Raw genomic sequence first — 17,127 nt, 5'->3', positions numbered from 1 at the left:
TTTTTCTATAGTCTGTTCTTAATCCATTCCATCACATTGGCAGGAGGACGTTCATTCGATAATTCATTCTTCATGAAATCCATATAAGGAGCTATATGATCATAGAATTTATAAAACCCTTCGCATAGGTAGTTGAGTCCTGGCTCTCCGTCCATAGTATTGATGATACGATTCTTCGGACATTCGCCATTACAAGCAAATTGATATTTACAAGACTTGCACTGCCGGGGTAATAAATCATATTTATCATTGCCAAACTTTATTTGCTCAGGTGAGTGCATCATCTCTATAAGTGTTTTGCTATATATATTTCCTAACTTATACTTGGGATATACAAAATGATCGCAGCTATACACATCACCGTTGAATTCCATCACTCCTGCGTGACCGCATTTTTTCGCAAAAATACAAACCCCTGGCTCTACTCCAACCCAGTTTGCCAGCATGGCATCAAAAATTTGAATATATGTTTTACCTACATCTTGTTTGACCCATTCATCAAATATTGTAATCAAGAAATCGCCCCATTTATCAGCCGGAACATTCCAAGGAGCCATCTCTCCACCTATACGTTCTACGATGGGAGAAAACTGAATAAACTGAACGCCCAAACTTTTAAAGAAATTATAGAAATCAAGTGGATAGTTTACATTATAATCATTAACAACAGCCAAAATATTGAATTCAACTTCATGCTTTTTCAACAACTCGATCCCTTTCATCACTTGATAAAAAGAGGGGCGTTTATCTTTTGTTTTTCTATACTTATCGTGGCAATGTTGAGGCCCATCCAGAGAGATACCTATCAGGAAATCATTATCCTTAAAAAACTTACACCATTTATCGGTTAGCAACGTGCCATTGGTTTGTAGCGCATTCTGTATTCTATGGTTCCTTCCATATTTTTTCTGAAAGTAAAGAGCCTTCTCGTAAAAACCAATATTCCGCATCAGAGCTTCACCACCATGCCATGTGAACAAAACATCCGGCATTGATTGAGAATTGATATATTCTTCAATAAATTTTTCGAGCAAGCGATCAGACATTGTATAATTCTTGTCTTCCGGATACAGTTCTTTTTTTTCGAGATAATAGCAGTAATTACACCTCAAGTTACAGATGGCTCCAACAGGCTTCAGCATCACATAAAGAGGCTGTGCAAAAGGTGCAAATGTGGATTGTTTCATATATTTGAAGACTATTTTAATTCTTGATTCTACTATTCGGACAATTTATTTAATAATGCTTTCGCTGCATTCAAGTCTGTATTCCATGTATCGGTTCGCTCTACAGTGCCTAATTTGGCTATAGCTGCATTGAGTCTATCTAGTTTACTTCTATCTGCTCCAATGTTGCTTTTAAGCAACTGTTTCTTTATGATTCGTATTTTCTCATAATCCTGAATACCCTCTACCAGTCTTTCGTAGCGTATCGAACTTCGAGCCTCAGGATATACAATGTACGTATCTCCGGCAGGCCACGTGCGGAAACGTGAGTCGGTCTCAGGGTTCTCTACCCATGAATTGAAAGCCCAACGTAAAAAACCGTCAAAGTTATTGGCAGCAGTAAACCAACCTATATAAGCCGATTCGGCACTATCAGAAAAAGTGAATTGATTGGGAAAAGGATGTGCACAACATATATAAAAAGTCGTGATAAGTCCTTTTGCTCTTCGTTGTTCTATATCTTGCAAATCTACGGGACTTTCGGCACCCACACACATATCTTTGATAAAAGGATATTTTTGGTAACTTTTGTGATTGTCGGCCAAGGCTACCCCCAATTCGGGAGCGTATTTTTTCAATGCATCCAATGTCGCTTTCATCGCTTCGGGGCTGCGTTCGTCCATCGCAATGTTAGTTATTTCGAGCCAACCTTTTGCTTTTAGATGCTTGACAAAATCCGGCAAAAATGGCCCCCACATTTGTTCAAATTCAGATGAACCCGGTTGGGCTATTACGGTAACTGTTTCTTGCGATTGGGCGTCCTTGTAATGTAGTTCGTCATTCCATGGTGCCATAGAATAACAATTTATCATTTTCTTTACACCCATATCCATCATGAATTGTACCCATCGGTCAAATATAGAATAATCATAAGTCCAAGTACCATCGGTGTTTTTCGTCCATACAATCATGTCTTCATAGGCATCGAAACATTGATGATTCCATGGGTCTTTATTTATATTGGCTGTAATAACTTTTTGTCCGGCATCAGCCAGCATTTGCATCACAGGCTTCATCTTTTCGAAATGCTCGTCACTCCATGGTTTCAGGTTGAGAACTCGAGCTACCGCACTTGGGTGCTGCCATTGGTCTAAATGAAATTGCCACTCGGAAGGTGGTGGAAGAGTTTTATCCAATACCTCCATTTGTAATTCAAAGTTTTGAGTTTTATGACCTTGTGCATATAAACTAATATTTCCGGTATAACTTCCCGGCTGTGCTGTACGTGGAATTTCAACGGTAATCCATACTGGTCTTACCGTTTTGGCTTCTATGTCAAAACAGTCTAAGTTGTCAAGCATATCGGGTGCTAAAGAGGCTGCATAGTTTTCCGGCTTACGATGGCCGCAACCGTCGGCAAATTCGTCGGTCATCACATATCGGACAAAACGAGCTTTGGCTATTTCTGACGGAAGGGTTTCTTTTTCCGACTCGAAATCGCCAAATTCTAACTCAACCTGATTTACATCAGATGCCGACCATAATAATAGCTGAGCTGAAAGTCTTTCGCCTTTCCATCCTGTGATTTTTTGGATAGCTACGCTTCCATTTATAACGGGTATTTCAGACTTTGGATACTTGTTGTCGATACTGACAAATGAGGCTAGTAAACTTTCATTTGCTACGCTACTCCAGTCTGAAAGAGTATCCTTGGTCGGATCTTTCATTTCCTGGAATGTATGACAGGTTTTAACAGGTCTTTGTTTTGTGCAATTAGTCAATACTAATAACAGGCATAATGCTATTATAGATAAAAATAGTTTTTTCATAAATATCTTATTTTATTAAATCAAGATCGAAAATCTATCACACACTCCTCGTAAGTGATTATATTATAGTATATTACAATTGGATACATACCATTAGATACTTTCATTTACTATGGTGGTCAATTTATAATTAACTCATCTGTGAATATAAACCCACTCTTATTTTTGGCAAATACTTTTAAGTACCTTACTTTTTGCTGCTGCAGCGTCCCACTAAATTTCTTGAATACAAGTCTGTCATGCTCCCGCGGAATATTATTATCTATTTTTAAAAGGGGTGTAAAGTTTTCACCGTCATTTGATCCGAATATCTCAACATAAACAGGCATATATACTCCGGGGCCGGTCAGCTGCATAAAGTTAGCCGAAAAGGCATTTACTGTTGTTTCATTTTCAAAATCAATAACTACTTCCATATCTGAAGTGAATCCTTGCCAGAGCCCGTCGCTATAGGTAGAACTCCCTACAAGCACATCAGTCAGAGCGGTTTCTCCTCCGGCAGGATATGATGTCCATTTTTTTAGATAGGTGACTTTTTTACCTGCAGCTAAGTGAAATCCTACATCTTTGGTAAATAAATGTTGTGGCTTGTCATCTTTAAAAATAGCGGCATTGAGAGTCTTGGAATTTTCTACAACTATAGTATCAAGGTAGAGCTGAGAATTGGTATCCGGAATACTGCCATCCAAGGTATACCGGATTTCAGGATTTATCTGCTCAGTTTCGAAATGTATTTTCACAACTCTTTTTGTCGTGTCGATAACCTGAAACATATCTAACTCATAACCAGGCTTGCGATAATTGACACCCAGATAATCTAATTTTACAAATTGTGCCGCCAGGCGTTGCTTGAAACCATCCCAATTTCGACTTTTCGAATCGGACCATAGCACCTCGGATAATGCTATTGCCCGTGGAAAGGCCATATACTCCATGTGGCTGTAGTCGGGAATATATTCAGCCCATAAGTTGCCTTGGCCGCCTATAAATTTAGAGGCTAAAGAATCGCAGGGAACCACATTGAAACTATATACTTTCCGCAGAGGAAGATAACCTCCGATAGCTTCAGGTTCGGTAGTAGGATCTGCCTGATAACTATCGAAGTAGCAATGAGAGCCGGGCGTCATAATAACATTGTGTCCTTGCGAAGCCGCTTTTATTGCTGTTTGGGGATCTCTCCAAAGCATCACAGTAGCATCTTTAGCCAGTCCGCCATCTATAATTTCATCCCATCCTATAAGTTTTCGTTCGTTTGCAGTCAGATACTGAGACACCCGTTTAATAAAATAACTTTGAAGTTCATCTATATCTTTCAAATTTTCCTTTCGTATTCTCTCCTGACATTTACGACAAGTCTTCCATGCTGTTTTAGCTGCCTCATCCCCTCCTATATGTATATATTCGGATGGGAAAAGTTCAAGTATTTCGTCCAACACATCTTCTATAAAGCTGAATGTTTCTTCGTTTCCAGCACAAAAATCACTGTCTTTATACGGAATACCTGAGCACGATAAGTGAGGATAAGCAACAAAAACTTCTTCTGAATGAGCCGGCATTTCTATTTCGGGTATAATGGTTATATACCTGTCTTTGGCATAAGCTACTATATCCTTTATCTCCTCTTGTGTGTAGTAACCGCCGTAAGCTCCGGGGGTACCTTCGTCCACAAATTTCCGTCCTCCTTCGAACCAAAACTCTTTCCATGTTTTTTGTGCCCTGAATGCTGTTTTTTTGGTCAGCAACGGATACTTTTTTATTTCGACACGCCAGCCTGCACCATCTGTCAGATGCCAGTGAAAAGTATTGAACTTATACATAGCCAGCATATCTATATATTTTTTCACCTCTTGGGCAGTCATAAAATTGCGGGAAACATCGAGGTGCATCCCTCTGTAAGAGAATTGAGGCTTATCGTTAATTGAGACAGCCGGAAGGACAAAACTCTCAGGCAGTTCCTTACTCTCGTATACTTCCGGGGGCATCATTTGTAATAAAGTTTGTATCCCGTAAAAGATACCCCTGCCGCTGTTTGCTTTTATCGAAACCTGTTTTTCACTAATATCCAACGTATAGGCTTCCGCTCCTTCTATTGCAGGGTCGATAGTCAGGAAAACTGCGTTATCGGTTTTCCCTTCTACTCTTAATTCAATCGGAGAATAGGAAGATGTATTCAATATTTGTTGGAAATGCTCTCCACATTGCCTAAGGTCGGCATCACCCTCTGACAGAACAATAGAGGTCTGCTTGTCCCATGTAAATTGACCGTTTTTTGATATTATTTTTTTCGGTATGGGGATTACGGGTACCTCAGACCGTCCGATATCCTTATTAATGCATCCGGTCAGAAGGATGCAGATTAAGAATAAAAATGTAAATATATTTTTCATCTGACTATATAAATTTGGTAAAATATAGGGCAAACCCTTCTACAATATATTAAGAGAATCTATGGTCACTAATCTTAATTAACTCGAATCTCATCTATAAACATGAAAGCCGGACTTCCTGCACCTGAATGCCAAGCAGGTAATTTATTTGTTTTACCTATTTTGATTTTTATATACCGGCCATTTACAGGTAAAAATGAGGTTTTGATTTTTTTTACTTCTTCGGTATGATTATCGGAAAGAGGATATTTTTCGGCTGATATAATTTTATAATTTTCACCGTCATCAGATACTGAAATCGTTAAACTCTCCGCACCAAAGATCCAATCACCGGTGCAAATATAAGTTCCGACTTCCACCTCGGATATCCCGGTCGTTTCTCTCAGGTCTATCAGTGCTTCAATATCATTATTGTAAAAACCAATCCAAGAGCCATCTTTGTAGCCGTTATTATTGCCTTGGATACCATCTACAAGAGCCGATACGCCAGAGAATGTATAAGAACGGTGTGGCTCAACGTTGAGTTGTATTGGTTTCATTGTTGCCTTGTTGATGTGAAACTCCTGACTGTAAACTGGTGTCTGTATATTGGGTCTTATGGCTATGGCTTTTACATTTACGGATTCTGAAAAAGATAGTGTTTCTACATATTTATTGCTTTTCTGGTTAGGCGTTGTTCCATCAAGTGTATAGTAAACAGGTGCATCATCTATGGTGGACAGGCTCAATTCTATAACTCCCTTATCGCTATTACTCTTTGTTTTAGCATTGATGTCGAATATCGACTTAGAATAGTTATAGCCTTTTCTATCATACAGTTTTATCATTTTGAATAAACGATTCAGAAAAGAATTGTAATCTTTCTTGTCGGACATCGTCCACTGCACTTCCGACAGGGCATCTATACGCGGCATTATCATATACTCTACTTGTTGGGTCGAAGGAATATATTCAGTCCACAGGTTAGCTTGTACTCCGATGATATGTTTTGCCTCGTTTTCACTTAAATTAGAAGGTACAGGTTCAAAACCATAGACCTTCTGCAACGGGATATATCCACCTATCGATAAAGGTACATTTTCGATATCCGTAGTTTGATAATAATCGAAATAAAGATGAGAATTGGGAGTCATAATGGCATCATGCCCTTCTTTGGCAGCAGCTATTGCCCCTTCTATACCACGCCATGACATAACGGTGGCATTAGGAGCCAGACCACCTTCCAGTATTTCATCCCAGCCTATTATTTTACGTCCTTTATCATTCAACATTTTTTCGACACGAGAAATAACATAGCTTTGAAGCCGGTCTTCGGCCGAATGATTTTTATCTGCTTTCAGATTCTCTTTTTTTATTTTTGCCTGGCATTTCGGACATTCTTTCCATCTGCCTTTCGGACATTCGTCTCCTCCGATATGGATATATTCTGAAGGGAATATTTCGATAATTTCTGATAATATATTATCCAGAAAAGTGTATATATCTTCGTTGCCCGCACAGAGAACATCGTCAAATACGCCCCATTCTCCAATAACCTCATACGGTCCACCCGTACAACCCAGATTCGAATAAGCCGTTAGTGCTCCCAGCATATGTCCCGGCAGGTCTATTTCTGGAATCACTGTTATAAAACGATCTTGAGCATACTGTACTATTTCTTTGGCTTCTGCTTGCGTGTAAAATCCTCCATAAGGCTTTCCGTCGTACTTACCCGAATTACGACCAATAACGGTTTGTTTTCTTATCGAACCTTTTTCTGTCAGTTCGGGATACTTCTTTATTTCGATACGCCAGCCTTGATCTTCGGTCAGATGCCAATGAAACTTATTCATGTTATGCAAAGCCATGATATCAATATATTCTTTAATGAACTCTACAGGGAAGAAGTGTCTGCCGACATCCAGATGCATACCTCTATAGCCAAAACGGGGATAGTCCTCAATGCTGACAGCAGGAAAAAGAATATCTTTACCTTCTGCATCAGCACAAATAGATTTCCGTAGTGTTTGTATACCATAAAAGACTCCTGCTCCGGAAGCTCCGTTTATAGTAATTCCGGCATTTGTTATATTCAAGGTATAGGCTTCTTTATTTTCATGTTCAAGTTCAGACTCCAGCAAGATGGTGTTTTCATCTTTTTTTGTGTCCGAAACCGTCAGCGTTTTACCTGTAGAAAATTGAATGAATTCAGACAGAAAACGGGCTATTCTCTCCAGCTCTGCATTGCCTTTCGGAAATACTATCACGGTAGAATTATTCAGAACAAAGGCTCCTCCTTCTACAATTTCAGTTTTCTGCGGAAGAGGAATTATTTCATAATCAGCTTGTGATATTTCTTTTGCCCCACATGCCGTTAGTATAGTTAGTAGAATAGTGTATAAGATTAATTTGGATTTTTTCTTCATAATGTATAATATTATCTGAAATAAGAAATCGGTTTAACTAAAATATAGAAATCGTGAGATTAAGTATCAATAGATATCTTCTTTAACTACCTCTATAAATAATTGGGATAGTTTATCTGTTACTACATTTGCATATTTTTCTCCTTTTCCGGCTGTTGCTTTATGAGGATTACCAATGCCTGTGTCTTTTGATACTTTCATCCAATTTCGGGGAGTCCAACCTGTTCCTGAACGAAGAGACTTCGAACAGAAAGGAGTGTAAGTTCCATCTCCAGCCAATGTTAAATCTACCAGCTGAGGATAATAGTGCATCATTACAGATGTTTCCATTTCACCGGCATGGTCATCTTTTTCTTCAAAATAACCGGCTTGAGGTTCTATAGCGAACAAATCGCTGGAAATGATAAGAAAATGAGGGTAATCAACAGCCAGATCTCTTATCATATTTTTAAAATTATTCCCGCCATGACCATTAACAATGAATAATTTTTGGATTCCCTGATAGTCCAATGAGGCTACAATATCAGTGAGTATAGCTTTTTGAGTTTCGTAACGGGCATGCAGGCAGAAAGGTTGTTCCCGTTGCCCCGGATTTTGAGAACCCAATGGAATGGCAGGGAGTACCATCCCTTTTATTTTTTCTTTATTATATGCTTTTATAACTGAGTCTATTGATATACCATGAGACATATAACAATCAGTCAAATAAGGCAGATGGTAATTATGTGGTTCGGTTGCCCCCCAAGGGAGCACTGCAAAATCATATTTCTGATCTTTGGTTTCATGATAAATTGCTGAGAGCAAATCAAACTGTGAATTCATAACTGTTTTATTTTAGTGATATAATCGTTTTTTACAGGTATCAGAGTCAGTTCTCGAATAAAAATAACAATTTAGTGTACAAACTCTATTTCGCATCTATTGAACTTAATCTCTTTTGCCTGTCCTTTATTTACCAGTTTCAGATATTTGATGCCTGATTCTGTTAGTTTCAACTGTTTGTTTAATTCTATAGGTTGATCATAAACAATCCATTGGTTTCCATCTTGAGATGTTTCTACAGTCCATTCCGAAGGGTCTTTATCTTCCATATTGATTCGGATTGCAGAAAATAAGTAAGAATCATTGGACTCGACCAAGATATAATCTCCCGTTTTCCATCTGATTATTTCATTAACGGGAGGGATAATAACTTTATTCAGTTTTGTTTGTAGTAAAACATTCTTCAGTTGAGTCACAGATGTTTCCATCTTGAAAGGTGAATATGAGCTTTTATCTTCCAAATTGGCATTATATGTCAGATTGTATTGTTTTACAATTGTTGTAAAAATATTATTTATCAAAGGAGTAATATGAAGAGAAGCTGTTTTTACTCCCGGCTGATACGGATTCTGGTTATATTTCTGATCTATATTAAAGTTGATTTTATTCAATGCTTGTGTCAACTTATATTTCCTCAAAAATCGGATTTTTTTATTTTCTTTCAGTGCTTTATACATATCCATTACAGCAAGCCCTGTCTCTCCGACATTTTTAAACTGCATAACCCAAGGCTCTATTTCCGAGAGCAAAGTTTTGTTATCCTCGCTAGCCATAAGTATATTGGATGCTTCTACTATAGAAACAAATTCAGAATAAAGCGTATCGTAATTTTTGCTGTCAATCTTTCCACTCTGACTCAGCGTATTGTTCACTGAGTTTATTATTGGTAAAATATGCACTGACTCTTCTCTTCGATATAAATGACCGTTGGCTCCCAAATCCGAGTTATGCTTGGCAAACTTCTTTAAAGCTTCACTGTTATTGGGTATTAATAACGATATAGCTTCACCCCAGCTTTTATCAGCATCGTATTTTTTCATATTCCAAGTATAGGAGGCTACGCTGTAAATTGCAATTTTGGAAGCCTCGGCACGCTCCATCGGATTGCATACAAAGCCTGACATCAGATGGGCAATATCCGTATCATTTCCATATACACATCCCATCAACAGATGATCTCTTACATAATCGCTGACAGGAAAATTCCACCACACAAATGCCGGACGATCAATCAGCGGGTTAATCCACTCCAACGATGTGCGATGGATATCCGTGCAAACCCGATCCCCTGTCCACATGATGTGTATGTCATCATCCAACTCTTTACCCAGAGTAGGCAGATAGCCCTTCTCTACATTTGACCAGCTCTTATTATATTCGGTAGGGCACATGATCAATGGCTTTATATCTTGCTTAGATTTGATAAAATTTCGATTGACATAATTGAGCAGTTCTGCTTGTTTGTCTGCCTTTGTACCTTCACCGCTTATATCATCAAAAAAGACAGCAAAAGAACGCACTCCCAGATCATACATTTTCTCAAATTTCACAATTAGGCTGTCTCTATCCGATTGATTCCATTTAATATCTTTTCCGGGATGAACAGCCCATACAAAATCTACATTGTTAACGTTAGAGCAATCTACCAAGGCCTTGATAGCAGTTGCTTCAACATCAGGGTATGGATAACGCCAATGCGGAGAGCTATGATAGGGATCGTCTTTTGGACCGTAGATATAAGTATTTAATTTGTTTTCACCATAGAATTTGATCTGAGACAGGCGTGCCTCAAAACTCCAGGGCGTGCCGTAGAAGCCTTCAACCACACCTCGATACGCAACGTCGGGCCAATCTCTTATCTCTACAACAGGAATCGAGTCCGATTCTAAAAGTTGAGATAAGGTTTGCAGACCGTAACGAACACCTCTTTCATCTGCACCCGCTACAACGATACGTTTTTCATTAATGGATAGGTAATAGCCCTCGGACTGTAGAGGTATGTTCTTAGAGAAAGGTTTTACAGATTTATCTCCTTTTATCCCGACAATAGCAGGGTAACTTTTATGGGCTACGATGTTTGTGAATAATGTTCCGACCTTTGCGGCAACAGCATCAGCCTCGGGTATATCTTTCACTATCTGAACCGATGAGGGAGTTTTGATGAGTCTTCCGTCCAATTTTATCTCCTGAACTGTTGGATGTATATTTTGTGAAAATACAGGCATACAGGCATACCACAATAAAAGTGTAAATATCAAAATGGATAGCCTGGCGGTATTTATAAGTATTGCTTTAGAAAACATATCTAGCTGATTTATTAATTTCCTCCTAACTTTATTTTTTCTTCTATAGGGTCATCATATAGTTTTTGCAAACGGGCTAATTCTTTTTTCATATCTGCTATTACTATGTCGTACCCGGGGGTGTTGTACAGATTATTCATTTCGTGTGGATCGTTTTGCAGATCATACAGTTCCCACTCATCTATATCATTATAGAAATGAATAAGTTTATATCTGTCGGTACTTACTCCGTAATGTCTTTTCACAGCATGCTCTGCCGGATACTCGTAAAAATGATAGTACAGCGCCTGTCTCCACTCTGTGGGATTTTCTCCTTTGAGCAGAGGAAGATAAGACTCACCCTGCAAATCTTCGGGGAGAGATGTTCCGGCTAATTCGAGGAAGGTGGAAGCATGGTCGATGTTTTGTACCATTTGGTTAATAATCCGATGTTTCCCTCCCGGGAAACGTACCAACAGCGGGGTTCTGTAAGATTCCTGATACATAAACCGCTTGTCGAACCATCCGTGTTCGCCCATATAGAAACCCTGATCGGAGGTGTAGACTACGATGGTGTTTTCGAGCAACCCGTTCTCTTCCAGATAATCGAGTACACGCCCTATATTACGATCTACCGAATGGATTACACTCAGGTAGTCTTTCATATATCTTTGAAATTTCCAGTTTGCAAGTTCCTTTCCCTGTAATTTTTTGTCTTTAAAATCTTTGATAATAGGCTGATAATACTTGTCCCATACGGCCTTTTGAGCTTCATTCATTCGCCCCGAACCTCCTGTTCGGTTATACATATCACGTCCTCCCGCTTCCAAGCCTTTCCGTGGAGTATGGATTTCGTTTTCGGCATCTGCCATTTTCAAGTCATAGACCAAATCCATATCCTCGATAATACTCATTTCCTGCATACGGGCAGCCGTACGACCATTATAGTCATCAAAGAAGTTATCGGGTAAGGGAAACTCTATATTATCAAACATACCCAGATCGCAGGTATCGGGCATCCAGGTACGATGGGGTGCCTTATGGTGTAACAACATGCAGAAGGGTTTATCCTTATCACGGCCATTACTCAACCAGTCCAGAGCTATATCGGTGGTGACATTAGTGGCATAGCCTTCCATCATCTTTTTTTCACCATTGTCGATAAATATGGGATTGTAATAATCGCCTTGTCCGGGAAGAATATTCCAATAATTGAATCCTGTAGGATCAGAGTGAAGATGCCATTTTCCAACAATAGCCGTTTCGTATCCTACTTGTTGCAACAATTTTGGAAACGTCTGTTGACTGCCGTCAAAAGAGGTGGAGTTATCCATGAATCCATTCTTATGGCTATGTTTTCCCGTTAATAGACATGCTCTACTGGGACCACTGATCGAATTAGCAACAAAGCTGTTGCTAAATAGGACTCCTTCGTTAGCCAGTCGGTCTATATTCGGCGTCTCGATATATCGTCGGTCGTAAGCACTGATAGTTTGATACGAATGATCATCACTCATAATATAGAGGATGTTCATCAGCTTTATATTCGGTTCTTCTGTTTTCTTTTGGGCATATGCCGTACTGCCGGTTAATAATACAACAGTTCCGGTCAATAATAGACAGTTCGTTTTCATGGGGTATATTTTGTAGGGATTAACTTAAATTCGAACTCGTATTTTTTTAAAGGAACTCTATATTGGGGCAATACTCCTGGGCCACAAGTGGCAGTTCCCACTCCGGACTGTTCCGCATCTAGATGGATGGTAACATTACCGGTTTGCTTCAATTCATTTAAATGTTTAGCCTTGTCCAGTATCACATCATCATAAGGACTTACGCTGAACTGAAAACCTTTTGGGCCAATAAATTTAAAACCAAAACCTTCCTTGTCTGTCAATATAGCCCAGCGCATATCGGTATGGTTGCCCGTAGACTGAGGTTTAGCGTAACAATGAAATGTTTCGTTTACTGATGTATTATATATTCCAATCGTGCCATTTTCTTTACGGTCTGCATAAGTCTCACTTTCACCCCGTCCCAGATATGTAATATTTTGATAATTGTCCGGCATCTGAAATGTAATACCTACACGTGCCATTGATTTTATGATTGAGGTATCGGGGTCGAATGAAGTTCTGACACTTAATATCCCATTATTTTTTAATATATATTCAAATATAGCATTTCCTACAATCGTATTTTTGTCGTTTAGTATGTCAATAGAGGCAGTGGTAATATTTTTCGATCTCTTTATTGTTTTCACACGTTGTGTAAGGTTATTCAATCCGGCTTTTTCCCACATCCTCGCTCCGTATGCATCTCTACTGTCGTTATCTGTTACAGGACGATACAGGCTGAGGGTAATGGGTGAGCTCAACATCTCGATAGAATTGAACCTATAAGACATTAATGCTCCTGTTGCATCATCGACTAGTATAGCAACTTTACCCTGAGCCGCAGTTTCAGCATATATGTGTTTTTTATTCACATCGATTACAAACTGATCGTATGCCACTTCATAACTTGTATCAACAAAAGGCTTCGAATTCTTAGGCTTCCAACTCAGATTCAGATAGGCTTCGCCAATATTACCGGGATAGGTAATTTTACCGATTTCCACAACTGCCGATTGCAAAGGTGCACAATCAACTGTCCGTACCCCTTCTTTTATAATAGCACCATTATCCCCGACAACTTTCCAATAAAGATTATATTCGTTAAGGTCAGTAAAATTGAACCAGTTTTTCACTTCTACCGTCAAGTTATTACCAGATTTGAGAGTAGCCTTAATATTCTGATATACTTTCTTTACCTCGTGTGCATGCGGGTGAAGTTCTCGGGTAGCTGTTACTATACCATTAAGGTTGAAGTTTCCGAAAGAGGGTACATCCTTTGGACCATAGTCACCCCCGTATGACCAAAACCATTTTCCGTTGGGATCGATTTTTACAAAAGACTGGTCTACCCAATCCCAAATACAACCACCCTGTGCCATTGGATGATTCTCAAAAATATCCCAATAATCTTTTAGAGCCCCGATACTGTTACCCATAGCATGTACATACTCACACAAGATAATAGGACGGTATATATCTTTTTGGTTAAGGTAATTATTTATAAAGTCGAGTGTACGGTACATCGGACAATAAATATCGGTATTATAGTTTTGTTCTGCACGCTCGTACTGAACAGGACGTGTACTCTCTACAGACTTAAGCCAATCATATGTTTTCTCAAAGTTAATACCATTGCCAGCCTCGTTACCCAAAGACCAGATAATAACTGCCGGATAATTTTTTGAGCGTTCATACATCCGCCGGGTACGATCCAGATGGGCTGTAAGCCAAATAGTGTCTTTGGCCAGTGATGCTTCTCCATATCCCATTCCGTGCGATTCTATATTAGCTTCATCTATCACATATAAGCCATACCGGTTGCACAGTTCGTACCAATAAGGATGAGTGGGATAATGCGAATTACGTACAGTGTTGATGTTTAATTGCTTCATCAGTTGAATATCTTTCAGCATAAGTTCTTTGCTGAGAGCTCGTCCTTGTTGCGAAAATTCGTGACGGTTTGTCCCTTTGATGAGTATAGGTTGTCCATTTATACACAACCTTCCGTCTTTGATTTCCGATGTACGAAACCCGATATTAGCACCTGTCAGGTATGTTTTATTTCCTGTTTGCAGTTTTAGAGACAGTGTATATAGTTCAGGACTCTCGGCACTCCATACTCCTATATTGGGGATGTATTTTTCTTCAAATCGAACAACTCCCGACTTCATAATCTTTTTCTCCCCTTCCGACACTGTGATACCTGCATTATCTTGCAGGGTATATGTTATTTTAGAATCAGACTGATCTCCATCAATCATAATATCGAGTGCAAAGATGCCATCTTTGTAAGTTTGTTTATCCAAAGACGATGTCACTTTAAAGTCTGCAATATACTGTTTAGGAGTGCTATATACATATACATCGCGCTCTATACCACTCATTCTCCACATATCCTGACATTCGAGATACGAACCCGCACTCCAACGATACACTTCCATAGCCACAATATTTTCACCGTCTTTCAATTTATCGGTTATATCCCATTCTGCGGGAGTTTTAGAACCCTGATTGTAACCGACAAATTCGCCATTGATCCACAGATAATAGAAAGAGGCTGCTCCTTCGCAGCAAAATACTACACGCCGGTCTTTCCACGATGCGGGCAATGTAAAAGTTCGGCGGTAAGATCCCACTTCATTTTCGTGGTAAGGAACAAGAGGTGGATTTTTTTTAAAGTTGAATAACTTATCATCAAACTCATAAGTTTCGTTTACATATATAGGATAACTATAGCCTTGTCGCTCCCAGTTGCCCGGCACATTGATATCAGCCCAATTACCTACAAAAAAATCTGTTTGGAAAAATTCTTTCGAACGATTTTCGGGATTCCTCACCCACCTGAATTTCCATTTACCATTCAGACTAAGGTAATAAGGAGAATCATAATGGTTTCGTTCTCTGACTGCCCCCTCGTCAGCATAGGGCAAAACATAGGCGTGAGGAGTCACTTTATTTTTACCGATAGCATACTGGCTCTGCCACTCAGGAAGTTCATCTTGTGAATAAAGATGATTACTAACAGATAATAAAAGAGTGAAAATAAGGAAATAAGAGTATTGTTTCATATTTTATGTTTTTTAGGAAATCAGATGGTTATACAAATGAGTAATTAATAGTTTTATCTCAGTTTTTTGTTTTCATAGCCTAGTATAACATTTTATTCTTTTTCTCAGACCCAATTTAAGCTTTAGTGTTAAAACTCGCCCTTAAACGGATATACTGAATTGGGTATATGTGCTCGGTCTATGATTGGGATCAGTTCTCTCAGTTTATTTTCATATTGCTTTGATACATCAAGTACTTCGGTCGGATCCGAATTAAGGTTGTACAACTCATAACAAGTTTTCTCCGGGTTATTTACATTTAATTTAATCAGCTTCCAATTATCTTTCAATATGGCTTGCTTACCTCCTTCTTCATGAAACTCCCAATACAAGTATTCGTGCTTCATTTGTTCACCCTGTCCGATTAGTGAGGGTAGATATGAGATACCATCAATACCCAAAGGTACACTCTGCCCGGTCAGGTCACAAAGTGTAGGTAAGAAATCCCAAAACGCAGAAACATGGTAATTGATAGTACCTTGTCGAATTTTCGCAGGCCAGTGCACAATGAAGGGTGTGCGGATTCCCCCTTCGTAGAGGTCTCTTTTCGTCCCTCTGAAGCCACTGTTGCTATCGAAAGCAAAAGGGTCATGTCCGCCTTCGATATGAGTACCGTTGTCAGATGTAAATATTACAATAGTATTTTCAGTCAGACCTTTACGCTCGAGCAAGTCCATTATTCGTTGTACATCTCTATCAAGACGGCTTACCATTGCGGCAAATGTAGCTCTAGGCTTATCTTGTGCGGTATAACCTCCCCTATATGGTTTTTCATCGAACATACCATCATATTTGCCTAATTCTCCTTCGGGAAGAATAAGATCCGCATGAGGTATGGTAGGTGTCAGGTAGAGAAAGAAAGGTTTGTCTGCATTATTTTCTATATAAGCTAATGCTTTGTCCATTACCAGGTCATGAGAATATACGTTTTTGTTCAGCATTATTTTCTTTTCGTTCTCGTATAAAAACTCGGGGTAATAACGATGTGCATGAAGTTGTCCCAAATATCCATAAAAGTAATCGAAACCTTGCTTGTTCGGATGCCCTTCCGAATCGGGGCCACCTAATCCCCATTTACCAATACAGGCTGTCGAATAGTTTCTGTTTTTCATTATTTCTCCGGCAGTCAATTGTTCATCGGCAAGAGGGTAATCGTAAGATTCTCCGTCGGAACATATGACATTTTTGTTTCCTCTGATATACGAATGTCCGGTGTGCATACCTGTCATTAATGAGCCGCGCGATGGAGCACTGACTGTACATCCAGCATAATGTTGAGCAAAACGCATCCCATTAGCTGCCAGTTTATCTATTGCGGGTGTTTCTATAAACTTTTGTCCATAGCACCCCAGGTCACCTATACCTAAATCATCTGCCATTATATAAATAATATTGGGAGGTGTATGTATGGGGCTCTCCTGAGCATTAAGCGACAAAGTAGAAACTGCTAATAATGTAGAGTTTATAAAAATTTTACAATTCATATTCTATTCTTTATTTTATTTTTATAACT

General features: G+C 39.1%; 9 protein-coding genes. All 9 read right to left on the bottom strand.

What is annotated here, in order from left to right; genetic code table 11:
* Positions 1 to 5 precede the first annotated feature (5 nt).
* Complete coding sequence (locus LDB17_RS04020; protein ID WP_252636697.1) at positions 6 to 1,187, bottom strand: anaerobic sulfatase-maturation protein; 1,182 nt, start codon at positions 1,185 to 1,187, stop codon at positions 6 to 8.
* A gap of 32 nt (positions 1,188 to 1,219) precedes the next feature.
* Complete coding sequence (locus tag LDB17_RS04015) at positions 1,220 to 2,995, bottom strand: glycoside hydrolase domain-containing protein (protein WP_252636696.1); 1,776 nt, start codon at positions 2,993 to 2,995, stop codon at positions 1,220 to 1,222.
* Between the two features lie 119 nt (positions 2,996 to 3,114).
* Positions 3,115 to 5,382 (bottom strand): beta-N-acetylhexosaminidase, encoded by a 2,268-nt coding sequence (locus LDB17_RS04010; RefSeq protein ID WP_252636695.1) that lies wholly within the window; start codon positions 5,380 to 5,382, stop codon positions 3,115 to 3,117.
* Positions 5,383 to 5,456: 74 nt separating this feature from the next.
* Complete coding sequence (locus LDB17_RS04005) at positions 5,457 to 7,787, bottom strand: glycoside hydrolase family 20 protein (protein ID WP_252636694.1); 2,331 nt, start codon at positions 7,785 to 7,787, stop codon at positions 5,457 to 5,459.
* A 66-nt stretch (positions 7,788 to 7,853) separates the two neighbouring features.
* Positions 7,854 to 8,609 (bottom strand): creatininase family protein, encoded by a 756-nt coding sequence (locus LDB17_RS04000; protein ID WP_252636693.1) that lies wholly within the window; start codon positions 8,607 to 8,609, stop codon positions 7,854 to 7,856.
* A gap of 71 nt (positions 8,610 to 8,680) precedes the next feature.
* Positions 8,681 to 10,912, bottom strand: a complete 2,232-nt coding sequence (locus tag LDB17_RS03995; protein ID WP_252636692.1) for a beta-N-acetylglucosaminidase — start codon at positions 10,910 to 10,912, stop codon at positions 8,681 to 8,683.
* 14 nt (positions 10,913 to 10,926) lie between these two features.
* Entirely contained in the window at positions 10,927 to 12,525 is a 1,599-nt protein-coding gene (locus LDB17_RS03990; protein ID WP_252636691.1) for a sulfatase, read from the bottom strand.
* Positions 12,522 to 15,575, bottom strand: a complete 3,054-nt coding sequence (locus LDB17_RS03985) for a glycoside hydrolase family 2 TIM barrel-domain containing protein (protein WP_252636690.1) — start codon at positions 15,573 to 15,575, stop codon at positions 12,522 to 12,524. Before LDB17_RS03985 ends, LDB17_RS03990 begins: the two co-directional genes overlap by 4 nt.
* 128 nt (positions 15,576 to 15,703) lie before the next feature.
* Positions 15,704 to 17,098 (bottom strand): arylsulfatase, encoded by a 1,395-nt coding sequence (locus LDB17_RS03980; RefSeq protein ID WP_252636689.1) that lies wholly within the window; start codon positions 17,096 to 17,098, stop codon positions 15,704 to 15,706.
* Between the last annotated feature and the right edge of the window lie 29 nt (positions 17,099 to 17,127).

The organism is Dysgonomonas sp. Shenzhen-Wh21, assembly GCF_043392705.1.
In the GTDB taxonomy this organism is placed as follows: domain Bacteria; phylum Bacteroidota; class Bacteroidia; order Bacteroidales; family Dysgonomonadaceae; genus Dysgonomonas.
The sequence above is the reverse complement of the archived record's forward strand: the minus strand, read 5'-3'. Positions and strand labels throughout refer to the sequence as shown.